The sequence below is a fragment of the Pseudonocardia sp. P1 genome (assembly GCF_000178675.2).
Lineage (GTDB): Bacteria > Actinomycetota > Actinomycetes > Mycobacteriales > Pseudonocardiaceae > Pseudonocardia.
In genome coordinates, this window is sequence record NZ_ADUJ02000001.1 from 4,509,835 (window position 1) to 4,535,449 (window position 25,615).

A 25,615-nucleotide genomic window follows, 5' to 3' on the forward strand; every position below is an offset into this window, starting at 1 on the left:
TCCGGCGCGGCCGGGTGGGTCGCTGCCTACCGTCCGGGTGGTGCCAGCCGAGCCCGGCCCGGTCCGTGTCCAGCGCGCGCCGGCCACCCGCGACCAGGTCGACGCCTACCGGTTCGGTGTGCGCCGGACCGAGGCGGCGCTCGTCCGGGCCGATCCGGTCCCCCTGCACGAGCAGATCCGCTCGCAACGGCGGGCGGTGGTTGCGGGGGCGCTGCTCGGGCTCCTGGCGCTCGGGGTCGCTGCGCTGCTGCCCGGCGGGGCGACGGACTGGCAGCAGCGGGCGCTGGTGCGCGGGGAGCGCAGCGGGGTGCTCTACGCCGTCGCCGCCGGCCCGCCGCGGCTCGTCCCGGTCGCCGATCCCGTCGCCGGCCGGCTCGTCCTCGCCGCGCTCGGCAGGCCCGACGGCGCCGCGGTCCCGGTCGCGGTGTCCGACGCGGTGCTCGCCACGGCCCCGCGCACCCCGCCCGCCGCCGCACGCGGTGCGGTCGGCGTCGCCCTCGACGGCGCGGCCGTGCCGCCCGAGTGGGCGGTCTGCGACACCGCGCCCGCGGCCGGCCCCGGGCCGGGGGACGTCACCGTGCTCGCCGGGTCGCTGGGGCCCGGCCCGGAGGGAGCGGGCCCGTCCCTGCTGCTCACCGCCGAGGGTGGCGCGACCTACCTCGTGCACGACGGCCGCAGGCACCGGCTCGACCCGTCCGACCGGGACGCCCTGTCCGGGCTCGGGCTGCTCGGGGCGCCGGTGCGCCGGGTGGCGGGCGGGCTGCTGTCGGCGATCCCCGAGGGCCCGGCGCTGCGGGTGCCCGCGCCGCGGCCGGACGAGGTGCCCGGTCTCGGGAGGGCCGGGGACGTCGTCGTCACCCGGCCGCTGGGGGCGCCCGCCGCGTACCACCTCGTCGTCGACGGGGGTCTCGCGCCCGTCCCGGTGACCCTCGCCGACGCCGTGCTGTCGCGCAGCGGGCAGGGCCGCCCCACGACCCTGCCGCAGGGCCGGGTGGCGACCGCCCCGGTGGCGACGGTGCCCGGAGCCGGCGCGTGGCCGGCGGCCCGGCTCGCCGGCACGGGGTCCGCACCGGTGCTCTGCCGGACCTGGCGGGACGGCCGCGGCGGGTTCGTCGCCGCCGAGCGGCCGCCCGTCGCGGCCGGCTCCGTCGCGGTGACGACGGCCGGTGCGGACGGGCCGGGACCCGCGCTGGACGGGATCGTCCTGCCGCCGTCCGGGCCCGGCCCGCTGCGCGCGAGGTCCCCCGGCGCCGAGGGGGACGCCGGCGGGACGCGCTGGCTGCTCGCCGCGTCCGGCGCGGTGTTCGGTGTCGCCGACGACCCGACGGCCGCGGCGCTCGGGATCGCGGTGCCCGGGAACGCTCCCGCCGACATCGTGCGGCTGCTGCCGCGCGGCGGTGTGCTGGACGTCGCAGCGGCCCGGGGTACCGCGGACGTCCCGGGCTGACGGACCCGTCCCGGCCGGTGGGAGGCAGTCCTCGTCAGGAGGACCGGAATCGGCGGGCACCGCCCGTGCGCCGTCGCAGACCGGCCAGGACGGCGGCGAGCGCTCCGCCCGCGGCGGCGACCGCGCCGATCCCGGCGACCGCCGGGAGGTCCGGCGGGCGGGGCGTCGGGGCGGGCAGCGGCGCGGTCGCGCCCTGCGGCGTGCCGGGGCCGCCCGCCGTCCCGCCGGCGGTGGGACCGCCCGGACCCGGGACCAGCAGGAGCGGCTCGGCGCTCAGCGCGGCGGACGGGTCCAGCACGCCGTCGCCGACCCGGTCGTCGCGCCCCGCGCCCGGACGGCGTGCGGTCGCCCGCAGCCGGTCGGCCACCTGACCGGCGGTGAGCATCGGGAAACGTTCGCGGACCAGCGCAGCGGTACCCGCCACCAGCGGGGCCGCGTACGACGTCCCGCTGACGACGGCGCCCTCCGGGCCCGCCGGCGCCGGCAGGCCGACGCCCGGGGCGGCCACGTCCACCCACGGGCCCGCGACGGAGAACGGGGCCGGGCGGTCGTCGCCGTCGACGGCGCCGACGGCCAGCACGTCGTCGTAGAGCGCGGGCAGCGGCCGGAGCCCCGGGTCCCCGGTGCAGGTCCCGGCCGGGTCGAGGTTCCCGGCCGCCGCGACGACCAGGACGTCGGCGCGGCGGGCCGCGGCCACGGCCGTGCGGAGCGGCGCGGCGACGTCGTCGAGCCGGTCGGCGGGGACGCAGACGACCTCCGACACGTTGATCACCGAGGCGCCGAGCGCCACGGCCCGGTCGACGGCGGCGGCCAGGGTCCGGATCTCGCCGGCGGGCCGCTCGGTCCCGTCGTCGTCGCGCACCGCGAACCGGGCCGACGACTGTCGCAGCGACACGAGCCCCGCGCCCGGCGCCATCCCGGCGCCGGTGCCGGTGCCGTCGGCGGCGCCGGCGAGCAGGAGTGCGACGTCGGTGCCGTGGCCGTCGCAGTCGTCGAGCCCGTCGCCGCCGGCGAGGTAGTCCCCGCCGCCGCGCAGCCGACCGGCCAGGCGCGGCACGGCGGCGACCCCGGTGTCGATCACCGCGACGATCTGCCCGGCCCCGGTGGCCAGCCCGTCCGGGGGCCGGGGGACAGCGCCGGGGGCGGCGCCGGGCCCGCCGGTGCCGGGTGGGGTGCACGCGCGGGTCCGGCGGAGGCCGTCGGCCGGGCCGGGTGGCGGGCCGGGCTCGCCCACCGCGGCTCGGGTGGCGCCCGCGACGGCGGGGACCGGGCCGGTCGGCGCCGCGGCGAGGTCCGCCGCCGGCACCGCGGCCAGCGCGACCGCCGCCACCCCCGCGACGACGACCCCCGCCGCGCGTGCCCGGGTCACAGCCCGCGGACCAGGCCGAACAGGCCCATGGCGGCGAGCGCGGCCGGGATCGCGGCGGCGGTGAGCACCAGCTCGGTGACGTCGAGGGCGCGCCGGGCCGGTGGCGACGGTGCCGCTCGCGCCGCGACGGCCCCCGCACCGACGGCGAGCAGCAGCGCGACTGCCACCACGATCCGCCCCGGCGGCCCGAGCGCCGCGGCGGCCGGGACGGCGGCGACCGCGACGGCGACCACCGCCGTGCCCGCCAGGAACCGGGCCGGGACCGGCTCGACGAGCGCACGGGCCCGCAGGAGCAGGACCGCTGCCGTGACCGTCAGCAGCAGCGACCCGGTCCAGCCGCCGAGCACCGCCGCGGTCGCCGCCCCGCCCGCGGCCGGAAGCGCGGTCCCGGCGAGGGCGCCGGAGTGCAGCCCGCGGGCGAGCCGGGCCCGGGCGGCCGGCGCGTCGCCCGGGAGGACCTGCTCGGCGTCGGTGAGCCCGCCGGAATCGGCCGGGACCACCGGGGCGGGTACCCCCGCGAGGCGCAGTGCGAGCCGCGGGAGGAGCGGTCCGGCGGCCAGCGCGGGCGCGGCGAGCCCGGCGGCGACCGCGGACACCGGGGCGTCGAGCAGCAGGCGGACCAGGGCGGCCGCCGCGGTGACGGTGGCGGCCAGCGCCACCGCCAGCAGGACGGGGGACACCGGGCGCCGGACCGCCTGCCCCGCCGCCGCGGCGAGACCTGCACCCGCCGCGGCCAGCAGGACCGCCCCCGCCCCGGCGGGTGCCGGCAGTGCGAGCAGGCCCGCGGCCGCCGCGGCCGGGACCGCGCACAGTGCCGCGCCGGTCGCGACCCGGCCGCCGTCGCCGTCCCCGGGGTCGCCGCCGCGGCGTGCCACGGCCAGGGCGGCGACGGCGCCGGTGGCCGCGACCGCCGCCGCGGCCCAGCGCCACGGCCCGTCCACGGTGGACAGCACCGCGCAGGCGGCGGCGGTGCCGATGACCGCCGCGGCGGGACCCGCCCACGGGGCCGGCGCCGACCCGGCGGCGGCCTCGCGGACCGCGTCCGCGACGGTCTCGGCGGCGTCGTCGAGGACCGGGGGAGCGGGCGCGGGCCGGGCCGGGCCGAGGTGGAGCAGCTCGCCGTCGTGCACCCGGAGCTCGCCGAGGGTCGCGTCCGGCGGCAGCGGGCCCCCGCCGGGACCGGTGAACCGCCAGGCCTCCGGGACGGCCGGCCGGGCACCCGGGAGGCCCAGCTCACGGACCATCGGGACCAGCTCGGCCAGCGGGACGTCCGCGGGCAGTGCCAGGTCCGCCGACCCGCGCGGGGTGAGCACGCTGACCCGCACCCAGCGGCCCGGCGACGTTCCGGTGGGGCCGGTCGGCGTGGGCAGGACGGCGGTCACGGGCGGCTCCGGACTTCGCGGGAACGGCCCCGGTGGGCCCGGGGTGGCTGCGAGTATTCGCCGGTCCCGGCGGCCGCCGTGGGCGTTCGGGAGAACTCGGCGAGCGCGGAGGTCCGCGGTGGCGGGAACGGTCGGCCTGCGACGGCCACGGCGGTCGGTGCCCGAGCTGCCCGGCGGGGAGCTGGTGCTGGAGCCGCCGCCGGAGCCGGAGCGGCCCGTCCCCGGCGGCGTGGCGCAACGCCTGCTCCCGCTGGTGATGATCGCCGGGGCCCTGCTGTTCGTCGTGCTGAACCCCCGCGAGTCGGGCAGCTGGCTGTTCGGCGGGATGTTCGTGCTGTCGGCGGCCGGGATGCTCGTCTCCGGGGGCGGGCGCGGTGCCGGTGCCCGCACCGCCACGATGGACGAGGACCGCCGCGACTACCTGCGCTACCTCGACGTCCTCGGCGCCCGGGTCCGCGGGATCGCGGCCGAGCAGCGGCGCGCACTGGAGACCGTGCACCCGGAGCCGGGCGCGTGGCCGGACGTGCTCGCCGCCGGGCGGCTCTGGGAGCGCCGCCCCGGCGACGACGACTTCGGGCGGCTCCGCGCGGGCCGCGGCACCCAGCGGCTCGCGACCCGGCTCACCGCCCCGCACACCGGACCGCTGGAGACCCTGGAACCGCTGTCCGCGCTGGCCCTGCGCCGATTCCTGCGCCGCCACTCGACCGTGCCCGGCCTGCCGGTCGCGGTCGACGTCCGGGCCGCGGCGACCGTCTGGCTCGAACCGCTCGACGACGCCGGCCCGGCCACCCCCGCGCTCGACCTGGCCCGCGCGCTCGTCGCCCAGTTCGTGCTCTGGCACGGCCCGGACGACGCCCGGCTCGCCGTCGTCGCCCCCGGCACCGCCGCTGCCCGCTGGGACTGGGCGAAGTGGCTCCCGCACGTCGAGCACCCCCGGCACCACGACGCCGTCGGGCCGGTCCGGATGATCACCGACGACCCGGACCGGGTGCGGCGCTGGTGGGTCGACGAGCCGTCGTCGGCGCAGCAGCACCTGCTCGTGGTGCTCGACGGTGCGGCGGACACCCCCGGCGCGTGGGCCGGGCTGCCCGGGGTGACGGTGCTGCGGCTCGGCCCGGCCGGGCGGCGCAGGCCGGCCCCGTCGGTGCTGCGCCTCGCCGCGGGCACCGGCCCGGACGGGACGAGGACCCTGCGTCGTGGCGGGCCGGACGGCACGACCGTCGGCCGGCCCGACGGCGTCACCGTCGCGGAGGCGCGGGCGCTCGCCCGGCGGCTCGCGCGCTACCGGCCCGCCGGGGCTCCCGGCGCCGCCGGTCCCGGGACCGACGGCCCGGTCGCCGGCCTGCCGTCGCTGCCCGGGCCGGACGTCGACGCCGCCGCGGTGGCCGCGCTGCGCCGCCGGCGCGGCCCGGCGGAGCGGCTGCGGGTGCCGATCGGCACCGACGACGCCGGCCGCCCCGTGCTGCTCGACGTGAAGGAGTCCGCGCAGGGTGGGGCCGGTCCGCACGGTCTGTGCATCGGCGCGACCGGATCGGGCAAGTCGGAGCTGCTCCGCACCCTGGTGCTGGGACTGGTCGCCGCGCACCCCGCCGACGAGCTGAACCTCGTCCTCGTCGACTTCAAGGGCGGCGCGACGTTCCTCGGGCTGGCCGGTCTCCCGCACGTCTCCGCGGTGATCACGAACCTGGCGGAGGAGCTGGCGCTGGTCGACCGGATGGCCGACGCGCTCGCCGGGGAGATCACCCGCCGGCAGGAGCTGCTGCGGGCCGCCGGGAACCTGGCCTCGCAGGCCGAGCACACGGCCGCGCGCGAGGCCGCCGCGCGGCGCGGGGAGCCCGTGCCGGAACCGCTGCCGTCGCTGCTCGTGGTGGTCGACGAGTTCTCCGAGCTGCTGGCCCAGCGCCCCGAGATGATCGACCTGATGGTCACGGTCGGCCGGCTGGGCCGGTCGCTGGGCATCCACCTGCTGCTGGCGTCGCAGCGGCTGGAGGAGGGACGGCTGCGCGGGCTCGAGTCGCACCTGTCGTACCGGATCGCGCTCCGCACGTTCTCCGCCGCCGAGTCGCGGGCCGTGCTCGGCGTGCCGGACGCGCACCTGCTGCCGCCGACGCCCGGTGCGGCCTACCTGTCCGCAGGTACCGACGAGCTGGTGCGGTTCCGGGCCGCCTACGTCTCGGCGCCCGGACCGGACCTCCCGGCCCGGCGGCACGGTCCGGCCGCGCGTCGCGTGCTGCCGTTCCTCGCCGGACGGGTGTCGCCGCCCGCCGCCCCGGACCGTCCGCGCCCGGCGCCACCGGTGGACCGGTTCCCGACCGTGCTGGAGCGGGTCGTGGCCGCCGTGTCGGGGCCCGGGCCGCGCGCGCACCGGGTGTGGCTGCCGCCCCTCGACGAGCCGCCGCCGCTGTCCACGGTGCTCGGCGAGCCGGCGGTCCGGTCCGGCCGCGGCCTGCAGGCGCCCGGCCCCACCGGACGGCTGGTCGCACCGATCGGGCTGGTCGACCGGCCCTACCTGCAACGACGCGACCCCCTGGTGGTGGACCTGTCCGGGGCGGCGGGGCACCTCGCCGTCGTCGGCGGTCCGCGGTCGGGCAAGTCGACGGCGCTGCGCACGCTGGTCGTCGCGCTCGCCCTGACCCACACCCCGTACGAGCTGGGTGTGCACGTCCTCGACCTCGGCGGCGGCACGCTCGGCCCGCTCGGCGGGCTGCCGCACGTCGGGACGGTCGCCGACCGCCGTCGTACGGACCTGGTGCGGCGGGTCGTGGCGGAGGTCGTCGCGACCGTCGAGCACCGGGAGCGGCTCTTCGGCACGCACGGCATCGCCGGGGTGGAGGACTTCCGCACCCGGCGTGCGGCGGGTGAGCTCACCGACGAGCCCTGCACGGACCTGCTGCTCGTCGTCGACGGCTACCCCGCGCTGCGGTCCGCGGGCGACGACCTCGACGAGCGGCTCACCGCGCTCGCGGCGCGCGGGCTCGCGTACGGCGTGCACGTGGCGGTGTCCGCGGGGCGCTGGGCCGACTTCCGGCCGGTGCTCAAGGACCAGCTCGGCAGCCGCCTCGAGCTGCGTCTCGGTGACCCGTCGGACTCCGAGACCGACCGCCGGCGGGCCGCCGCGGTGCCGGCGCGGCCCGGGCACGGGCTCGCCCCCGACGGCGCGGCGGCCGTGGTCGCCGCCCCGGTGACGGTCACCGGCGCCGACCCCGCACCGCCGGTCGCGGCCGCATGGCCCGGCGCCGGTCTGCCCGCGGTGCGGCTGCTGCCCGAGCGGATCACCGTCGAGGAGCTCCCGCCCGGGCCCGGGCGCGGTCCGGCCCTCGGCGTCGACGAGGACCGGCTGAGCACCGTCGAACTCGACCCGGACGAGCCGCACCTGCTCTGCTTCGCCGATTCCGGCGGCGGCAAGACGAACCTGCTCCGGCTGATCGCCCGCGGCATCGCGGCGCGCCGGACGCCCGAGGAGGCCCGGATCGTCGTCGTCGACCACCGGCGGACGCTGCTCGGTGCGGTCCCGCCGTCGCACCTGCTGGCACACGCCGCGACCGCGGGGGCGACCGCGGAGGCCTGCGCCGACGTCGCCGGGTCGCTGGGGCGGCGGCTGCCCGGCGCCGGCGTCACCCCGGCCCAGCTGCGGGAACGCTCCTGGTGGAACGGGCCGGACGTCTGGGTGCTGGTCGACGACTACGACCTCGTCGTCCCGGCGGCCGGCAGCTCCGGCGGGCACCCGCTGCTGCCGCTGGCCGAGTACCTGCCGCAGGCCCGCGACGTCGGGCTGCACGTCGTCGTCGCCCGGCGGACCGGGGGCGCGAGCCGCGCGCTGTTCGATCCGGTGCTGGGGCGGCTGCGCGAGCTCGGCGCGCCCGGCCTGGTCGGCGCCGGCAGCCCGGACGAGGGGGCGTTGCTGGAGAAGGTGAAGCCGGGCCCGATGCCGCCGGGGCGGGCAGTGCTGGTCGACCGCGGACACGGCGCGCGCCGGGTGCAGTTGGCCTGGACCGAGCCGGAGTGACGACGGTGCCGGGGTTCGCCGTGGCGGTCCACACCCGGCCGTCCGGGGTGCTGCTCGCGGCCGCGGACGAGGGCGGGATCCGGCTGCTCGCCGCCGCCCCGGCGGGGACACCCCCGGCCGACGCGGTCACGGACTTCTTCGGCGACGACCCGCCCGCCGTCGTGGTCCGGGTCGGAACGACGCCGGGTGGCCCGTTCCCCGGGACGCCGCGGGTGCTGCCGGTACCGGTGGCGGTCGCGGTGCTGGCGGTCGGGCCGGTCCCCGCGGCCGGGCCGGTGCTCGTCGTGCACGCCGGTCCGGACGGGACGGACGCGGTCGTGGTCGACGGCGGGACGGTCGTGCCGTCCGGCACCGCCCCGCGCGGTGTCCCGGTGGAGATCGTCCTGGCGGGGGAGCGGGTGCTCGACGACCCCGGCTGGCCGGCCGCGACCGCCCGGACGGCGGTGTGCCCGGTGCGGGTGGCGGGCCCGGCGGGGCCCGGCGACCCGGCGGACGTGCCCGGCGCCGGGCCGGACACCGCGGCGGTGCTCGGCGCGGCGGTGCTCGGGGCGGGGGCCCTGGTGGCGGGACATCGGGGCGCGGGAAACCGGGGCGCGGGAAACCGGGGCGCGGGACATCCGGCCGCGGGACCGTCGTTCGCCGGGGCCGTGGAGCCGGACGGGGAACCCGGGCCGGACGGGGAGCCCGGGCCGGGCGAGGACCACGTCCCCGGCGAGGACCACGACCCGGGCCGCGCCCGGCTGGTCCTCCCGGTGCTCGCCGTGCTCGGGACGGCGCTCGTCGTCGCGGGCCTGCTCGCCGGCGGTCGCGGCCCGGTGGGGGCGGAGGGGCCCGCCGGGCCGGTGGCAGGGGCAGCGGTCCTCGTCCAGTACGGCTACGCGGCGGCGCTGCCCGCCGGGTGGGAGCACACCGGCGGGGACCCGGCCCGCCGGCGCGTGCTGCTCACCCCGGCCGGACGGCCGGACGGCGCCGATCTCGTCGTCGTCGAACGCAGCCCGCTCGGCTACGACGCCGGCCGCGAACCGGACCGGGTGCGCCGCGAGCTCGCCGGTCTGCTCGCCGGCCGGGCCGGGACCGGACCGCCCGGTCCGCGCACCGTCGGCGGCCGGGCGGTGCTCGGCTGGACCCAGCACCCCGGCGACGGCACCGTCGTCGACTGGCACGCGGTGTTCGAGGGCGGTGAGCAGCTCGTCGTGGGCTGCCGTCGTCCGGCGGGCGCGGTGGCCACCCCGGCCTGCGCCGAGGTCGTCGGCTCGGCGCGGACGGTGCGCTGAGGCGTTCCCGGTCGCGAACGGCGGGTCCCGAACGGCCGTGGCCGGGTCCCCGCCCTGCGACGGTGCCCCGGCCGGGGACGGGTGTCCCCGGCCCCGGACGGCCCGGCCGCCCGGGGCGGACACGGGACGGGGTGAGGCGCATGGCCGAGGGGTTCGGCACGACGACGGAGGAGATGGCCCGGGCGGCGGGCCGGGTGCGGGAGGTGAGCACCGCGGTGGACGGCGAGCTGGGTGGGCTGCGCTCGCGGCTGGAGGCGACCCGCGGCCGGTGGGCGGGCGCCGCGGCCACCGCCTTCACCGCGCTGATGGCCGAGTGGGACACCGAGGCGACGCGGCTCAACGCCGCGCTCGCCGACATCGCCGACCAGCTCGGTGGCACGGCCACGGCCTACCGGCGGATCGAGGACGAGAACGCCCGGAACGTCTCGGCCATCACGTCGGCGCTGGGCTGAGGGGCGGGCATGGGAGGCGAGATCAAGGTCACGTTCGCCGCGATCGAGCAGGCCGCGGCCGACATCGACGGGGCGCGGGCGCGCATCCTCGGACAGCTCGACGACCTCCGCGGGTACCTGGCGCCGGTCGTGTCGGGCTGGACGGGCGACGCGGCCACCCGCTACGACGAGGCACAGCGGCGCTGGGACGGCTCCGCGGCCGACCTGACCGGCACCCTGCAGAAGATCAAGGTGCTGGTCCTGGACGCAGGGGCGGGCTACCGGGCCGTCGAGGCGGACAACGCGAAGCGGTTCACGGCCTGACCGCCCGGGAGCGGACCGGAGCGACCCCCCGCGTCCGCTCCCGGGAGCGCCGGGTACTCTTGACTCTCGTTGTGCAGCGGTGGAGACCCGCGGGCGCTGTCCGTCGTCCCTCGAGCAGGTTCGTGAGGGCAGCCGAGTCCGGCGGGCGTGCGTCCCTCCGGCGTCCACCAGCGGCACGCTGAGGAACCAGTGACACACCAGTGTGGACCGGTGGCCGCGCGGATGCCCCGCCGGTACCGCCCACCGAAGCCGAGAACGACGACGAGGTAGATCCGTGCCCACGTACAGCCCGAAGCCCGGCGACATCAACCACGCCTGGCACGTGATCGACGCCGACGACGTGCGCCTCGGTCGGCTCGCCACCCACGCCGCCACGCTGCTGCGTGGCAAGCACAAGCCGACCTACGCGCCGCACGTCGACAACGGCGACTTCGTGGTGATCGTGAACGCCGAGAAGATCTCGGTGTCCGGCAACAAGCGCACCGACAAGTTCGTGTACCGGCACTCCGGCTTCCCGGGTGGCCTCAGCCAGCGGTCGGTCGGCGAGATGATCGACAGCCACCCGGACCGCCTGGTCGAGAAGGCCATCAAGGGCATGCTGCCGAAGAACCGTCTCGGCCGTGCGATGGCCAAGAAGCTGAAGGTCTACGCCGGCCCGTCGCACCCGCACGAGGCCCAGAAGCCGCAGCCGTTCGAGATCAAGCAGGTCAGCCAGTGACCACCCCGAGCAACGAAGAGGGACAGCCCGTGACCAGCCCCGAGAACGGACCCGACGAGGTCGTCGAGACGGTCGAGACCGAGGGTGCCGCCGCCGAGGCGACCGACACCGAGCTGACCGAGACCGTCGGCGAGGCCGTCGCGGACGTCGACTACTCGATCGACGACTCCTCCGAGTTCGACGCCGATGCGTTCGCCGCCGAGGCGCCCGTCCTGGGTGACCGTCCGGTGCAGACCGTCGGCCGCCGCAAGGAGGCCGTCGTCCGCGTGCGTCTGCTGCCCGGCAGCGGCCAGTTCACGCTGAACGGCAAGCCGCTCGAGACGTACTTCCCGAACAAGCTGCACCAGCAGGTCGTCAAGGACCCGCTGACCACGGTCGAGAAGACCGAGCGGTTCGACATCTTCGCGAACCTGCGCGGTGGCGGCACCGCGGGTCAGGCCGGCGCCCTGCGCCTGGCCATCGCCCGTGCGCTCGCCGAGCTCGACGCCGAGGACCGTCCGGCCCTGAAGAAGGCCGGCTTCCTCACCCGGGACGCCCGCGCCGTCGAGCGCAAGAAGTACGGCCTCAAGAAGGCCCGCAAGGCGCCCCAGTACTCCAAGCGCTGAATCGCAGCCGGATGCGTCGCCTCTTCGGAACCGACGGCGTCCGGGGCCTGGCCAACGGCGAACTCCTCACACCGGAGTTCGCCGTTGGTGTCTGTGCCTCGGCTGCGCGCACCCTGTCGAACGGCTCCGGCCGACGGCCCGTCGCGGTCGTCGGGCGGGACCCGCGTGCCAGCGGCGAGATGCTGGAGTCCGCGGTCGTCGCCGGGCTCACCTCGGCCGGTGCGGACGCGATCCGGGTCGGGATCCTGCCCACGCCCGGTGTCGCGCACCTGGTCGCCGAGACCGGTGCCGACCTCGGCGTGATGATCTCCGCCTCGCACAACCCGATGCCCGACAACGGCATCAAGCTCTTCGCCGCCGGCGGGCACAAGCTCCCCGACGACGTCGAGGCCGAGATCGAGCGCGGGCTCGACCGCCCGGCGGACGGCCGCCCCACCGGGGACGGCATCGGCCGCGTCTGGGACGCGCCGGACGCCACCGGCGTCTACGTCGCGCACCTGCTCGAGGCCGCCCCGGGCTCGCTGAACGGCGTCCGCGTGATCGTCGACTGCGCGCACGGCGCGGCGTCGGTCGCGGCGCCGGAGGCCTACCGGCAGGCCGGTGCCGATGTCATCGCCCTGCACGCCGAGCCGGACGGCCTCAACATCAACGACGGCGTCGGGTCGACCCACCTGGAGCCGTTGCGCGCGGCCGTCCGGGAGCAGGGCGCCGACCTGGGCATCGCGCACGACGGCGACGCCGACCGCTGCCTCGCCGTCGACGCGGCCGGGAACGTCGTCGACGGTGACCAGATCATGGCGGTGCTCGCGCTCGCGATGCGTGACGCGGGCGAGCTGGCCCACGACACGCTCGTCGCGACCGTGATGAGCAACCTCGGTCTGCACCTCGCCATGCGCGACGCCGGGATCACCCTGGACACCACCAAGGTCGGTGACCGGTACGTGCTCGAGCGGCTGCGCGAGGGTGGGTTCACCCTCGGCGGCGAGCAGTCCGGGCACGTCGTGCTCCCGGGGCACGCCACCACCGGCGACGGCCTGCTGACCGCGCTGCGGCTCATGTCGCGGATGGCGTCGACGGGCTCCTCGCTCGCCGAGCTGGCCGCGGTCGTCACGCCGCTGCCGCAGGTGCTGCGCAACGTCGCGGTCGGGGACAGGGACACCGTGGCCGCGTCCGCGCAGGTCGCAGAGGCGGTGGCGACGGCGAGCGCCGAGCTCGGGGAGACCGGGCGGGTGCTGCTGCGCCCGTCGGGCACCGAGCAGCTGGTGCGGGTCATGGTGGAGGCTCCGACGGCGGCCGAGGCCGATGCCGTCGCGGGCCGGCTGGCCGAGGTGGTCGCGGCCGCGAGCTGACCGACGCCACAGGGTTCCGGACGGGGCCGTCACCCACAGGGTGGCGGCCCCGCCCGCGTGTCCGTGCCCGCTCCCGTACCCCCGCCCTCTCCGCTGCTCTGCTCACCGGTACGCGCCGCCCCGCTGTCGTTCACCGGTGCGAACGTCCTCCGCGGAACGGCGGTGCGGCCGACCCGGTGACGGCACGCTGGGGCGATGCGACCGGACGTGCAGCGGGATCCCGACGCCCTGGACCGTGCGGCGGCCCGGCTCCGCGAGACGGCCGCGGACCTCCGGAGCGTGGTGGCGGGCCGGTCCCTGGGCGACCACCACCGGATCGGCGCGCACCGGATCGTCGACGAGCTCGACAGCCTGGCCACGACCGCCACGCACGCCGCCACCACCACCCGCCACGCCGACAACGCCGCAGCCGCCCGGCTCCGGGCGGGCGTCGAGGTGCACGGTGCGGCCCCGGGGAGGGCAGGATCGTGCGTCCGGATCCGGCCGTGACCGGGGTCGAGGACCAGGCGGGGGCGCTGCGGCGGCTCGTGGAGCGCCTGGACGGCACCGCGGACGTCCTGGCGGGGGTGCGGGCCGCCGTCGCGTGGGACGACGACGCCGGACGCGAGTGGACCGCCCGCCTCGACCTGGTGCAGCGGGCCGCCCGGCGCCTCGCCGACGACGTCGCGGCCGAGGCCGCCGAGCAGGACCGTGCGGAGGCAGGGGCCGCCGGGTCCGCGCCCGCGGTGCCCGGGATCCGGCTGCCCGGCACCGCCGGGATCCGCACGACCGACCGTCGCGGCGTGGTCGCGCCGCTGCTCCCGCCGATGGACGGCCGGTGAGGGTCAGCTCCCGATGCCGAGGAGCCCGTGGGTCTCGCCGGAGTCCTGCTCGGCCTCCGGGTCCGGCGGTTCCACGATCGGCGCCCCGGGGACGTCGCCCGACGTCAGCGCGGACACCCGCTTCTCGCCCAGCAGCTCCTGCATGAGGAACGCCGTCACCAGCGCCCGGGTGATCTTGCGGGTGCGGTGCTGCGGCCGGTTCTGCAACAGGTAGCTCGACCAGTGCCTGCCCTCGCAGAAGCCGAGGTGCCCGGCCTTCTCGATGCTGCGGAGCGTCACGTCGGCGCCGGCCTCGCGCTGGGCGGCGGCGATCCGCTCGGCGTGCCCCGCGGCCGGTGCCAGCGAGTCGACCTCGGCGGCGAGGTGCAGGGTGGGGGCACCCACCCGGGCCGCCGCCTCGATCGCGGACGGCTGGATCTCCGACGGCGCCAGGGTGACGAGTGCGCCGAGCCGCTCCCGCCGGGCAGCGGTGAGGATCGCGGCGCCGCCGCCGGTGCCGTGCCCGATCAGTGCGGTGCGGCGGGCGTCGACGCTGATCCGGCCGTCGCCCAGCCGGACGCCGGCGCAGACGTCGAGCACCGTGTCGAGGTCCGAGGAGAACCGGGAGAGGCTCGGGACCGGCCCGCGCTGCGTGTTCGGGGCGGCGGCGACGATCCCCCAGGTCGCGAGGTGGCGGAGCAGCTCGTGGTAGCGGCGGACCGGCTGCAGCCACGCGTGCCCGAGGACGACCGCGGGCAGCTGGTAGCCCTCGGCCGGGGTGTAGACGATCCCCGGCAGCCCGATCAGGCCGAGGTCACCGAACCGGACCCGGTTCGGGCCCGGCCGGGAGAGCACGCCGAGTGCGTCCTTGGCACCCTTCATCGACGGGGGGCGGGTCACGCTGCTCCGGGCCACGGACGGCACCGTACCGGGGCAGGTCACCCGGCGCCCGGCTCGCGCCCGGTCCTCGGCGTGGCGCCCGTCCCACCCTGCGGCGGAAGATCGCGGATCGGGCGCGGATACCCTCACCGGCATGTGTGGCATCGTCGGTTACGTCGGTCATCAAGGCGCACTCGACGTCGTTCTCGGTGGTCTGCGACGTCTGGAGTACCGGGGGTACGACTCCGCCGGTGTCGCCCTCCCGGTCGACGGAGGGTTGCTGGTCGAGCGCAAGGCCGGGGCGCTGGCGAATCTGGAGGCCCTGCTCGACGAGGTCGGCCGGGAGCGGTTCGCGGGGACGGCCGGGATCGGGCACACCCGCTGGGCGACCCACGGCCCGCCGAACGACCGGAACGCGCACCCGCACCGGAGCAGCGACGGCAAGGTCGCGGTCGTCCACAACGGGATCATCGAGAACTTCATGGAGCTGCGTGCCGAGCTGGAGGCACGCGGGATCTGGGCCGAGTCCGACACCGACACCGAGACCGCGGCGCACCTCGTCGCGCTCGCGTACGCCGGTGAGCTGGCCGGGGTGGAGGACGCGCGCGGTGACCTGCCCGCGTCCGTCCGCGCCGTCGCCCGGCTGCTGGAGGGTGCGTTCACCCTGGTCGTGACGCACGCCGACGAGCCGGACCGGATCGTCGCCGCCCGGCGGAACTCGCCGCTGGTGCTCGGCATCGGTGAGGGCGAGACCTTCCTCGCCTCCGACGTCGCCGCCTTCATCGAGTTCACCCGCTCGGCCGTCGAGCTGGGGCAGGACCAGGTCGTCACGATCACCCGGGACGGCTACGACGTCACCGACTTCGCCGGTGCGCCCGTCGCCGCCAACCCGTTCGAGGTGACGTGGGACCTCGCGGCCGCGGAGAAGGGCGGCCACGACTACTTCATGCTCAAGGAGATCGAGGAGCAGCCCACCGCGATCGCGAACACGCTGCGCGGGCACCTCGTCGACGGCCGGATCGTGCTCGACGAGCAGCGCCTCACCGACCAGGACCTGCGGGACGTCGACAAGGTCTTCGTCATCGCCTGCGGCACCGCGTACCACTCCGGGCTGCTGGCTAAGTACGCGATCGAGCACTGGACGCGGCTGCCCGTCGAGATCGAGCTCGCCTCCGAGTTCCGCTACCGGGACCCGGTGCTGGACCGCTCGACGCTGGTCGTCGCGATCTCCCAGTCCGGCGAGACCGCCGACACCCTCGAGGCGCTGCGGCACGCCAAGGACCAGAAGGCCCGGGTGCTCGCGATCTGCAACACCAACGGTGCGCAGATCCCCCGCGAGTCCGACGCGGTGATCTACACCCACGCCGGTCCCGAGATCGGCGTCGCGGCCACCAAGACCTTCACCGCGCAGGTCGCGGCGAACTACCTGGTCGGCCTGGCGCTGGCGCAGGCGCGCGGGACGAAGTACCCGGACGAGGTCGTCCGCGAGTTCGAGCAGCTGGAGGCGATCCCGGAGGCGGTCGCCGAGGTGCTGGAGTCGCTCGGCGAGGCGCGTGCGCTGGGCCAGGAGCTGGCGCCGTCGAAGGCGGTCCTGTTCCTCGGGCGCCACGTCGGCTTCCCGGTGGCGCTGGAGGGTGCGCTCAAGCTCAAGGAGCTCGCCTACATGCACGCCGAGGCGTTCGCGGCCGGCGAGCTCAAGCACGGCCCGATCGCGCTGATCGAGGACGGCCTGCCGGTCGTCGTCGTGATGCCGTCGCCGAAGGGCCGCGCGGTGCTGCACTCGAAGCTGCTCTCCAACATCCAGGAGATCAAGGCGCGCGGCGCCCGGACGGTCGTGATCGCCGAGACCGGCGACGAGACGGTCCGCCCGTTCGCCGACCACCTCTTCGAGCTGCCCGCGGTGCCGACGCTGTTGCAACCGCTCGTCGCGACGATCCCGCTGCAGGTCATCGCGGCCGAGATCGCCCGTGCCCGCGGCTACGACGTCGACAAGCCCCGCAACCTCGCGAAGTCCGTCACGGTGGAGTGAGCCCGGTCCCCGCTCACGGGTTCCGGCGATGCTCACGCGATGGCGTGAGCGTCCGCGGATCCGGTGAGCGGACCGGGACGAGCACTAGCCTGCCGGGCATGCACGGGGTGTACACGGCGGAGCAGATCCGGGCGGCCGAGTCGGCCATGATGCGCACCGTCGCCGACGGCGTGCTCATGCGCCGCGCGGCGGGCGGGCTGGCGGCCCACCTGCGCGGGTTCCTCGGCTCCACCTACGGGCGCCGGGTGGTGCTGCTGGTCGGGGCCGGTGACAACGGCGGCGACGCCCTCTGGGCGGGCGCCGAGCTGCGCCGCCGTGGCGCGCGCGTCACCGCGGTCCTGCTGGCACCGGACCGCGCCCACCCGGGTGGCCTGGCGGCGCTGCGGGCGGCCCGCGGCCGGGTCCTCCCGCTCGGCCCGGGTGCCGGCCTCGGTGGCGTCGCGGACCCGGGAGCGCTCGACGCCGCGCGGGCCGCGGTCGCGGGCGCGGACGTCGTCGTCGACGGGATCGTCGGCATCTCCGGGCGCGGGGCGCTGCGGGACCCGGCGCCCGCACTCGTCGAGGCCGCCGACGACGCCGGGGTGCCGATCGTCGCGTGCGACCTGCCGTCGGGGGTGGACACCGACACCGGCACGACCGACGGGCCGCACGTCCGGGCGGCGCTCACCGTCACCTTCGGCGCCCGCAAACCGGTGCACGCCCTCGCCGCGCCGCTGTGCGGGCCGGTCCGGCTCGTCGACTTCGGGCTCGGGCCGTTCCTGCCTGCCGACCCGCACGCCCGGCTCCTCACCGACGCCGACGCCGGCCTGTTCTGGCCGGTCCCCGGCCCGGACGACGACAAGTACAGCCAGGGCGTCGTCGGGATCGCCGCCGGATCGGCCACCTACCCCGGGGCAGCGGTGCTCGCCGCCGGTGCCGCCGCGCTCGCCACCTCCGGCATGGTGCGGTTCGCCGGATCCGCCGCCGACGAGGTGCGCCGGCACTGGCCGGAGATCGTCGCCACCGGCGACATCACCGACGCGGGCCGCACCCAGGCGTGGGCGGTCGGCCCGGGCATCGGGACCGGTGCGCAGGGCCTGGCGGTGCTGGAGTCGGTGCTCGACCGCGAGGTCCCGCTGTGCATCGACGCCGACGGCATCACCCTGCTGGCCCAGCACGCCCACCTGCGCGACCGGATCCTCGGCGAGCCGGTCGTGCTCACCCCGCACGCGGGGGAGTTCGCCCGGATCGCGGGCGACGTCGGCCCGGACCGCGTCGCCGCCGCCCGCAGGGCCGCCGCCGACCTGGGGGTGACGGTGCTGCTCAAGGGCAACGCGACCGTCGTCGCCGCACCGGACGGGCGGGCCCTGGTCGACCCGGCCGGCGACTCCTGGGCGGCGACCGCGGGGTCCGGGGACGTCCTGACCGGCATGATCGGCGCCTTGCTCGCGGCCGGGCTGGACCCCTGGTGGGCGGCCGGGTGCGCCACGCTCGTGCACGCCCGCGCCGCGACGGCCGCCGCCCGCGAGCACGGCCTGCCCCCGGTCCCGGCACCGGCATCGGCGATGCAGGCCGCGATCCCGGTGGCCCTGCGCGCCGTCCGCGCCGCCGCCGGATCCGGCTGACCCGCCGACCACGCGCCGCCGCGCACCCCGTGCCCGCGCGCCGCACCCGTCGCGTGGGGTGCGCCGGCCCGCTACGGGTTGCGCCGGCCCACCACGGGGTGCGTGCGGCGGCCCGCTACGGGGTGCGCCGGGCCGCCACGGGGTGCGGCGGCCGCTACGGGGTGTGTCGCCCCGCCACGGGGTGCGCTGGGCGCAGGTCGGGGTGCGTCGTCCGCGGGGCCGCCGGATCCGGTCGCTTCCGCCGCGCCCGGCGCTGCCGCGCACCCCATGGCCGTGCGCCGCACCCCTTGCGCGGGGTGCCGCGAGCCGCGACAGGGTGCGCCAGACAGGGAAGGGGTGCGCAAGCCGGGGACGGGGTGCGTCGGCGTGGGGCTCGGTGTGGGCGGCCGGGCGGACACCGGCCGACCTGCGCGTCGGCCGGGTTGTTAGCGTCTTCGCGTGCCGAAGATCCTGACCAGCCTCCCCGTCGGCGAGCGCGTCGGCATCGCCTTCTCCGGTGGCCTCGACACCTCGGTCGCGGTCGCCTGGATGCGCGAGAACGGCGCGGTCCCGTACGCCTACACGGCCGACCTGGGACAGCCCGACGAGCCCGACCTCGTCGCGGTCCGCGAGCGGGCGCTCGAGTACGGCGCCGAGTCCGCGCGGGTCGTCGACTGCCGTCGTGCGCTGGTCGACGAGGGCATCGCCGCGATCGCGTGCGGGGCGTTCCACATCCGCGCCGGTGGCATGCCGTACTTCAACACCACGCCGATCGGCCGCGCCGTCACCGGCACGCTGCTGGTGCGCGCGATGGCCGAGGACGGCGTCTCGATCTGGGGCGACGGCTCGACGTTCAAGGGCAACGACATCGAGCGCTTCTACCGCTACGGGCTGCTCGCGAACCCGGCGCTGCGGATCTACAAGCCGTGGCTCGACGAGGTGTTCGTCGACCAGCTCGGCGGCCGCACCGAGATGAGCCACTGGCTGGGCGAGCGGGACCTGCCCTACCGGGCGTCGGCGGAGAAGGCGTACTCGACCGACGCCAACATCTGGGGCGCCACCCACGAGGCCAAGAGGCTCGAGCACCTCGACACCTCGCTGGAGATCGTCGAGCCGATCATGGGCGTGCGGTTCTGGGACCCGGCCGTCGAGGTCGAGACCGAGGACGTCACCGTCGAGTGGGAGGCCGGCCGCCCGGTCGCGATCAACGGCACCCGCTACGACGACCCGGTCGCACTGGTCGACGAGGCCAACCGGATCGGTGGCCGGCACGGCCTCGGCATGACCGACCAGATCGAGAACCGGATCATCGAGGCGAAGAGCCGCGGCATCTACGAGGCCCCGGCCATGGCGCTGCTGTTCGTCACTTACGAGCGGCTGGTCTCCGCGATCCACAACGAGGACTCCCTCGCCGCCTACGAGACCGAGGGGCGCCGGCTGGGCCGGCTGCTCTACGAGGGCCGCTGGCTGGAGCCGCAGTCGCTGATGCTGCGCGAGTCGCTGACCCGCTGGGTCGGCAACGCGATCACCGGCTCGGTGACCGTGCGGCTGCGCCGCGGCAACGACTGGTCGGTGCTCGACACCCGCGGGCCGGCGCTGGCCTACGCCGAGGACCGGCTGTCGATGGAGCGCGTCGAGGACGCCCCCTTCACGCCCGGCGACCGGATCGGCCAGCTCACCCTGCGCAACCTCGACCTGGCCGACTCCCGCGCCAAGCTCGAGCAGTACGCCGCGACCGGGATGCTGGGCGGGTCGTTCCGGACCTTCGTCGGCGACGTCGAGCCGGGCCGGGCGGCGGAGATCACCGCGACGCCCGCCGAGGAGGGTGCCGAGCAGGTCGAGGAGTCCCTCGACCGGGCCGCGATGGAGGCCGGGACCGACTGAGGGACGGGCCCGTCGTTCCGGGATGCGATGATCGGGGCCGTGTTGCCAGCCACCGAACCCGTACCCGGTGCGGGCGCCCCCGCGCCCCCGCCCGGCGGACCCCGGGCCGAGGCCGTGGTCGACCTGGACGCGGTGCGGCACAACGTCGCGTACCTGTCCGGCCTGGCCGCGCGCAGCGGCGCCGCGACGATGGTCGTGGTCAAGGCCGACGGGTACGGCCACGGCGCGGCCGGCGTCGCCCGGGCGGCGCTGTCGTCCGGGGCGGGCCGCCTCGGCGTCGCGACCCTGGACGAGGCCCTCGCGCTGCGCTCCGCCGGGATCGGCGCGCCGCTGCTGTCCTGGCTGCACCTGCCCGACGAGGACTTCGCCGCCGCCGTCGCCGCGGGGGTGGAGCTGTCGGTGTCGTCCCGCGAGCACCTGGCCGCGGTGCTGGCCGGTGCCCGCGCGGCCGGGCGGCCGGTCCGGCTGCACCTCAAGGCGGACACCGGGCTGTCCCGCAACGGCTGCCCGCCCGACGAGTGGCCCGGCCTGGTCGACGACGTCGCCGCCGCGGCCGCGGAGGGGACCTGCGAGGTCGACGCCGTCTGGTCGCACCTCGCCCGGGCCGACGAGCCCGGCGACCCCAGCATCGACGCGCAGGCCGCGCGGCTGCGGGCCGCCGCCTCGCACGTCCGCGACCGCGGGTTCGCCCCGCTGGTCCACCTCGCGAACTCGGCGGCCCTCATGACCCGCCCCGACCTGCACCTCGACCTGGTGCGCCCGGGGATCGCCGCCTACGGACTGGACCCGATCGCCCAGCCGGCCGACAGCCCGTTGCGCCCGGCGATGACGGTGCGCGGCCGGGTCGCGCTGGTGAAGACCGTCGCCGCCGGCGAGGGCGTCTCCTACGGCCACGAGTGGACCGCGCCCGGGCCGCGGACCCTCGCGCTGGTCCCGCTCGGCTACGCCGACGGCGTCCCGCGGCGGATGAACGACGGCCGCCGGATGCGGGTGCGGATCGGGGACACGGTCCGCCCGGTCGCCGGGCGGGTGTGCATGGACCAGTTCGTCGTCGACTGCGGTGCACCGGGTGAGCTCGGTGTCGTGGTCGGCGACCGGGTGGAGCTGTTCGGCACCGGCGACGGCGGCGGGCCGACCGCCCGCGAGTGGGCCGACGAGCTGGGCACCATCCACTACGAGATCGTCACCGGCATCAAGGGCCGGGTGCGCCGCACCGTGCTCGGCGGGGGGAACGCATGAGCCGCAGGGGTTGGACGGTCGCCGGGATCGCCGGTGGCCTGGTCGGTGCGGCGGGTGCCGCCGCGGGCGTCGGCGTCGCCTCGCAGCGCCGGAAGATCGCGTCGGCGCGGCGCAGCCTGGCCACCGAGATGGCCGAGCACGGCGGGCAGGAGCCTGCCGGCTGGTCCGGCGAGGAGAGCTCGGTGATGGCCGACGACGGCGTCCGGCTCGCCTGCGAGGAGGTCGGGCCGGCCGACGGCGCGGAGCCGGCGGTCACCGTCGTCCTGGTGCACGGGTTCGCGCTGGACCGGCGGACCTGGCAGGAGCAGCGCGAGTACCTGGCGCTGCTGTCGGGGCCGTCGGTCCGGATGGTGCTCTACGACCAGCGCAGCCACGGCCGCTCCGAGCGGGCGCCGCAGGAGAGCTGCACGATCGACCAGCTCGGGCGCGATCTCGACGCGGTGGTCCGCGCGCTCGCCCCGGAGGGGCCGCTGGTGCTGGTCGCGCACTCGATGGGCGGCATGACGGTGATGGCGCTCGCCGAGCAGCACCCGGAGCTGTTCCACGACCGCGTCGCGGGGGTCGCGCTGGTGTCGACCTCGGCCGGGGAGATGGCGTCGTCCGGGCTGCCGGGCACGTTCCTGTCCCGCCGCAACCCGGTGATCCGCACGCTCGGTGGCCTGGCCGCGTGGCAGCCGAACCTGGTCGAGACCGGGCGGCGCGCGCTCGGCGACATCATCTGGGCGATCACCAAGCGGTTCGCCTACGGCGACCGGGCGGTGGACCCGCGGATGGTCGACCTGGTCGACACCATGATCGACTCGAACGCGGTCGGGGCGCTGACCGACTTCGTCGACACCCTCGGCACGCACGACCGGCTGGCCGCGCTGCCCGGGCTGTCCGACGCCGAGGTGCTGGTCCTCGCCGGGGACGCCGACCGGATCATCCCGTACCGGCACTCCGAGGTGATCGCCGAGGCGATCCCGACCGCGCGGCTGGTGCGGCTGCACGGCGTCGGCCACATGCCGATGCTGGAGCAGCCCGACGCCGTCGACGACGAGCTCGGGAACCTGATCGAGCGCAGCCTGGAGCGGTCCCGCGGCGACCGGTTCCGGCTCACCCGCCCGCCGCACCGTTCGATGCGCTCGCGCCGTGCGGCGGCCACCGACGAGCCCGCCGCCGGCGAGACCACGGCGGACGGGGCCACGGCGGACGCGACCGACGGCCCGGGCCGGACGGCGCCGAGCGGCACACGGGGCACCGGCCGCCGGCGCGGAGGCGTGCTGCGGGGAACGGGCCGGGGGACCGGACGCGGCACGGGCCGTTCCCGTGGCGGGAAGGCCGGCCCGGGGTCGCGCAAGGACCGGTCGTGATCCCGCCCGCGGGGGCCGGGCCGCTGCGCCGTGAACTGCCCACCGTCGCCGACACGGAGGCGTTCGGCGAGGAACTCGGCCGCGAGCTCGCTGCGGGGGACCTGCTGCTGCTCGCCGGGCCGCTGGGGGCGGGGAAGACCGCGCTCGTCCGCGGGCTCGCCCGGGGGCTCGGCGTGACCGGCTCCGTCGCGTCGCCGACGTTCGTGATCGCGCGCGAGCACCCCTCGTCGGGCGGCGGGCCGGCGCTGGTGCACGTCGACGCCTACCGGCTCGGCGGCCCCGACGGGAACGTCGACGTCGCCGCCGAGCTCGACGACCTCGATCTCGACACCGAGCTGGGCCGGGCCGTCGTCGCCGTCGAGTGGGGGGTCGGTCTCGCGGAACGCCTCGCCGGTGACGACGAGCGCGGGGCCGTCGAGGTCGTGCTGGAGCGCCGCGACGACGAGACCCGGGTCGCCACGCTGCGCCGCACGGCACGACCGTAGGCTGGTCGACCGTGCTGGTACTGGCCCTGGACACCGCGACGACGGTCGTGACCGCCGGGCTCGTCGCGCTGCCCTCCGACGGCCCTCCCGAGACCCTCGCCGCCCGCGCCCACGACGGGCGCAAGCACGGTGAGCTGCTCGTGCCCGCCGTCCGCGCGCTCTGCGCCGAGGCAGGGCGGGAGCTGTCCGGGATCGGCGCCGTCGTCGTCGGGGCGGGGCCGGGGCCCTTCACCGGGCTGCGCGTCGGGATCGTCTCGGCCGCCGCGCTCGGGCACGCACTCGACGTCCCGGTGCACGGGGTCTGCTCGCACGACGCGCTCGCCCTGACCGCGGCCGGGATCGCCGAGCCGGGCGCCCCGGACCCGCGGACGGGACCGGACAACCTGCTGGTCGTGACCGACGCGCGTCGCCGCGAGGTGTACTGGGCCGCGTACGACCCGGCCGCGCGGCGGCTCACCGGACCGGCCGTCGAGCCACCCGCCGAGCTGGCCGCACGGCTCCCCGGGCTGGCCGTCGGCACCGTCGTCGGCGACCCGTCGTTCGCCGACCGGCTCGGCGTGGAGGTCACCGGGCCGTCCGCGCCGTCGCCGGCGGCACTCGTCGGCGTGGCCGCGGCCGCGCTGCGGGCCGGGCGCACCCCCGAGCCGGTCGAGCCCCTCTACCTGCGCCGCCCCGACGCCGTCGAGCCGACCGGGCGCAAGCGCGTCACCGCATGACCGCCACCGTCACCGTCGGCCCGCTCTACCGGGCGGACGCCGAGCGCTGCGCGGAGCTGGAGGACCTGCTGTTCCCCGGAGACGACCCGTGGAGCGCGCAGGCGTTCCGCGAGGCCGTCACGTCCGGACAGCTCTACCTCGCCGCCCGGGTGGACGGCCGGCTCGTCGGGTACGCGGGGCTCGCCGTCGTCGCGGGGCCGCCGCAGGCCGAGGCCGAGGTGCACACCATCGGCGTCGACCCGGGCTGGCAGCGGCACGGGATCGGGCGGGCGCTGCTCGCGCGGCTGCTCGAGGCGGCGGACGAGCTCGGCGCGACCGTGTTCCTCGAGGTCCGGACCGACAACGAGCCGGCCCGCACGCTGTACGAGGCTCACGGCTTCGGGATCGTCGGGCTGCGGAAGCGGTACTACCGGCCGTCCGGGGCCGACGCGCACACGATGCGGCGCGACCCGGCGGGCACGGCCGGCACCTGACCGCGACCGCGGTCAGAGCCCGGCCGCCACCGCGTCCAGCCCGGCCCGGGTGGCCTCGGCCAGCAGGTCCAGGTGTTCCGGGGTCGCGGTGAGCGGCGGTGAGAACCCCAGCGCCGACACCATCGGGCGGATCAGCACGCCCCGCTCCCGGGTCGCGCGGAACACCCGCTGGGGCAGGTCCGGCGCACCGGCCAGCCGCTCCGGGTCGAAGCCGAGCCCGCCGAGCACGCCGACGCCGCCGCGGGCGTGGTCGACCAGCGGGTGGTCGGTGAGTCCCTGCAGGCGTTCCAGCAGCTGCGGCTCCAGGGCGTCGGCCCGGGCCAGCAGGCCGTCCCGCTCCAGCAGCGCGATCGTCGCCGACCCGGCCGCGCACGCCGCGGGATGACCCGCGTAGGTCTGGCCGTGCCGGAACACGCGGCCGGGCTCGTCCCAGAACGGGGCGGCGATCCGCTCGGAGGCGACGATCCCGCCCAGTGGCTGGTAGCCGGACGTGACGCCCTTCGCGAAGACCGCGATGTCCGGGCGCACCCCGAACCGCTCGACGCCGAACCAGTCGCCGAGCCTGCCGAACCCGCAGATCACGGCGTCGGCGACGAACAGCACGCCGTGCCGGCGGCAGATCTCGGCGGCCGCCTCCACGTAGCCCTCCGGCGGCGGCAGCACGCCGCCCGCGCCGATCACCGGCTCGCAGAAGAAGGCCGCGACCCGCTCCGGGCCGAGGTCGACGATCGTCTTCTCCAGCCCGGCGGCGTCGTCCCACGGGGTCCGGACGACGTCCGGCACGAAGGGCCCACCGGTCCGGTTCCCCGGGATCCCGGCCAGTGCGGTGCCCAGGCCGTGCGTGCCGTGGTAGCTGTGCTCGCGGTGCAGCAGCACCGTGCGTTCCGGCTCCCCGACGGCCGCGAAGTACTCGCGGGCCAGCTTCGCCGCGGTCTCGATGGAGTCGCCGCCGCCACTGGTGAAGAACACCTTGCCGCCGTCGAGCGGGGCGCGGGCGGCGATCTCGTCGGCGAGCCGCTCGGCGGGCTCGTTGGAGAAGTCGGTGAAGGTGGAGTACGCCTCCAGCCGCCCGAGCTGCTCGGTGACGGCGTCCACGATCTCGCGGCGGCCGTGTCCGACGTTGGCGTACCAGAGGCTCGCGGTGCCGTCGAGGTAGCGGTTCCCCGCGTCGTCGTGGACCCAGACGTCGTCGCCGCGGGTGATCGTCACCTTGGCGTCGCGGACGGAGTGCATGGCGGCGAACGGGTGCCAGAACGCGGACAAAGTCGGC

At 77.5% G+C, this 25,615-nt stretch carries 22 protein-coding genes; 18 read left to right on the forward strand and 4 right to left on the reverse strand.

Going from position 1 to position 25,615, the window contains the following annotated elements:
• Nucleotides 1–40 precede the first annotated feature (40 nt).
• Nucleotides 41–1,447, forward strand: a complete 1,407-nt coding sequence (eccB, locus tag PP1_RS20855) for a type VII secretion protein EccB (protein WP_075314727.1) — start codon at nucleotides 41–43, stop codon at nucleotides 1,445–1,447.
• A 34-nt stretch (nucleotides 1,448–1,481) separates the two neighbouring features.
• Here eccB and mycP read toward each other — a convergent pair whose 3' ends face one another.
• Complete coding sequence (gene mycP, locus PP1_RS20860) at nucleotides 1,482–2,816, reverse strand: type VII secretion-associated serine protease mycosin (RefSeq protein WP_075314725.1); 1,335 nt, start codon at nucleotides 2,814–2,816, stop codon at nucleotides 1,482–1,484.
• Nucleotides 2,813–4,198, reverse strand: a complete 1,386-nt coding sequence (gene eccD / locus PP1_RS20865; protein WP_075314723.1) for a type VII secretion integral membrane protein EccD — start codon at nucleotides 4,196–4,198, stop codon at nucleotides 2,813–2,815. Before eccD ends, mycP begins: the two co-directional genes overlap by 4 nt.
• A gap of 118 nt (nucleotides 4,199–4,316) precedes the next feature.
• Here eccD and eccCa point away from each other — a divergent pair, with 118 nt between their 5' ends.
• The 9 genes from eccCa (at nucleotide 4,317) to PP1_RS20910 (ending at nucleotide 13,726) form a co-directional block, all read left to right on the forward strand.
• Complete coding sequence (gene eccCa, locus PP1_RS20870) at nucleotides 4,317–8,204, forward strand: type VII secretion protein EccCa (protein WP_075314721.1); 3,888 nt, start codon at nucleotides 4,317–4,319, stop codon at nucleotides 8,202–8,204.
• The gene (locus PP1_RS20875; RefSeq protein WP_075314719.1) at nucleotides 8,201–9,478 is read left to right on the forward strand and encodes a type VII secretion-associated protein; all 1,278 of its coding nucleotides are present in this window, start codon (nucleotides 8,201–8,203) and stop codon (nucleotides 9,476–9,478) included. The genes eccCa and PP1_RS20875 overlap by 4 nt, the downstream gene beginning before the upstream one ends.
• A 140-nt stretch (nucleotides 9,479–9,618) precedes the next feature.
• Entirely contained in the window at nucleotides 9,619–9,930 is a 312-nt protein-coding gene (locus PP1_RS20880; RefSeq protein WP_010234331.1) for a WXG100 family type VII secretion target, read from the forward strand.
• Between the two features lie 9 nt (nucleotides 9,931–9,939).
• Nucleotides 9,940–10,233 (forward strand): WXG100 family type VII secretion target, encoded by a 294-nt coding sequence (locus PP1_RS20885; RefSeq protein ID WP_010234328.1) that lies wholly within the window; start codon nucleotides 9,940–9,942, stop codon nucleotides 10,231–10,233.
• A gap of 274 nt (nucleotides 10,234–10,507) precedes the next feature.
• Nucleotides 10,508–10,951 (forward strand): 50S ribosomal protein L13, encoded by a 444-nt coding sequence (rplM, locus tag PP1_RS20890; protein WP_010234325.1) that lies wholly within the window; start codon nucleotides 10,508–10,510, stop codon nucleotides 10,949–10,951.
• On the forward strand, nucleotides 10,948–11,556 hold the full coding sequence (gene rpsI, locus PP1_RS20895; protein WP_010234323.1) for a 30S ribosomal protein S9: 609 nt from the start codon (nucleotides 10,948–10,950) through the stop codon (nucleotides 11,554–11,556). Before rplM ends, rpsI begins: the two co-directional genes overlap by 4 nt.
• Before the next feature lie 11 nt (nucleotides 11,557–11,567).
• The gene (gene glmM / locus PP1_RS20900; RefSeq protein ID WP_010234321.1) at nucleotides 11,568–12,905 is read left to right on the forward strand and encodes a phosphoglucosamine mutase; all 1,338 of its coding nucleotides are present in this window, start codon (nucleotides 11,568–11,570) and stop codon (nucleotides 12,903–12,905) included.
• Nucleotides 12,906–13,100: 195 nt separating this feature from the next.
• Nucleotides 13,101–13,394: a hypothetical protein gene (locus PP1_RS20905; RefSeq protein ID WP_010234317.1), complete on the forward strand. Its 294-nt coding sequence runs from the start codon at nucleotides 13,101–13,103 to the stop codon at nucleotides 13,392–13,394.
• Complete coding sequence (locus PP1_RS20910) at nucleotides 13,391–13,726, forward strand: hypothetical protein (protein ID WP_010234314.1); 336 nt, start codon at nucleotides 13,391–13,393, stop codon at nucleotides 13,724–13,726. The genes PP1_RS20905 and PP1_RS20910 overlap by 4 nt, the downstream gene beginning before the upstream one ends.
• Before the next feature lie 3 nt (nucleotides 13,727–13,729).
• On the opposite strand, the gene PP1_RS20915 is transcribed toward PP1_RS20910, so the two are convergent.
• The gene (locus tag PP1_RS20915; protein ID WP_227012768.1) at nucleotides 13,730–14,620 is read right to left on the reverse strand and encodes a dienelactone hydrolase family protein; all 891 of its coding nucleotides are present in this window, start codon (nucleotides 14,618–14,620) and stop codon (nucleotides 13,730–13,732) included.
• 118 nt (nucleotides 14,621–14,738) lie between these two features.
• Here PP1_RS20915 and glmS point away from each other — a divergent pair, with 118 nt between their 5' ends.
• The 8 genes from glmS (at nucleotide 14,739) to rimI (ending at nucleotide 24,345) form a co-directional block, all read left to right on the forward strand.
• A complete protein-coding gene (glmS, locus tag PP1_RS20920; RefSeq protein WP_010234308.1) occupies nucleotides 14,739–16,613 on the forward strand; it encodes a glutamine--fructose-6-phosphate transaminase (isomerizing) in 1,875 nt (624 codons plus the stop codon).
• Nucleotides 16,614–16,711: 98 nt separating this feature from the next.
• Nucleotides 16,712–18,217: an NAD(P)H-hydrate dehydratase gene (locus PP1_RS20925; protein WP_075314717.1), complete on the forward strand. Its 1,506-nt coding sequence runs from the start codon at nucleotides 16,712–16,714 to the stop codon at nucleotides 18,215–18,217.
• Nucleotides 18,218–18,655: 438 nt separating this feature from the next.
• A complete protein-coding gene (argG, locus tag PP1_RS20930) occupies nucleotides 18,656–20,080 on the forward strand; it encodes an argininosuccinate synthase (RefSeq protein ID WP_010236504.1) in 1,425 nt (474 codons plus the stop codon).
• A 42-nt stretch (nucleotides 20,081–20,122) separates the two neighbouring features.
• A complete protein-coding gene (gene alr, locus PP1_RS20935; protein WP_075315239.1) occupies nucleotides 20,123–21,319 on the forward strand; it encodes an alanine racemase in 1,197 nt (398 codons plus the stop codon).
• Nucleotides 21,316–22,671, forward strand: a complete 1,356-nt coding sequence (locus PP1_RS20940) for an alpha/beta fold hydrolase (protein ID WP_075314715.1) — start codon at nucleotides 21,316–21,318, stop codon at nucleotides 22,669–22,671. Before alr ends, PP1_RS20940 begins: the two co-directional genes overlap by 4 nt.
• Nucleotides 22,668–23,156 (forward strand): tRNA (adenosine(37)-N6)-threonylcarbamoyltransferase complex ATPase subunit type 1 TsaE, encoded by a 489-nt coding sequence (gene tsaE / locus PP1_RS20945; protein WP_010227307.1) that lies wholly within the window; start codon nucleotides 22,668–22,670, stop codon nucleotides 23,154–23,156. Before PP1_RS20940 ends, tsaE begins: the two co-directional genes overlap by 4 nt.
• A gap of 11 nt (nucleotides 23,157–23,167) precedes the next feature.
• Complete coding sequence (gene tsaB / locus PP1_RS20950; protein WP_010227304.1) at nucleotides 23,168–23,872, forward strand: tRNA (adenosine(37)-N6)-threonylcarbamoyltransferase complex dimerization subunit type 1 TsaB; 705 nt, start codon at nucleotides 23,168–23,170, stop codon at nucleotides 23,870–23,872.
• Nucleotides 23,869–24,345: a ribosomal protein S18-alanine N-acetyltransferase gene (gene rimI / locus PP1_RS20955; protein ID WP_010227302.1), complete on the forward strand. Its 477-nt coding sequence runs from the start codon at nucleotides 23,869–23,871 to the stop codon at nucleotides 24,343–24,345. The genes tsaB and rimI overlap by 4 nt, the downstream gene beginning before the upstream one ends.
• 12 nt (nucleotides 24,346–24,357) lie before the next feature.
• On the opposite strand, the gene PP1_RS20960 is transcribed toward rimI, so the two are convergent.
• Nucleotides 24,358–25,608, reverse strand: a complete 1,251-nt coding sequence (locus tag PP1_RS20960) for an aminotransferase family protein (protein ID WP_010227300.1) — start codon at nucleotides 25,606–25,608, stop codon at nucleotides 24,358–24,360.
• Nucleotides 25,609–25,615: the final 7 nt, after the last annotated feature.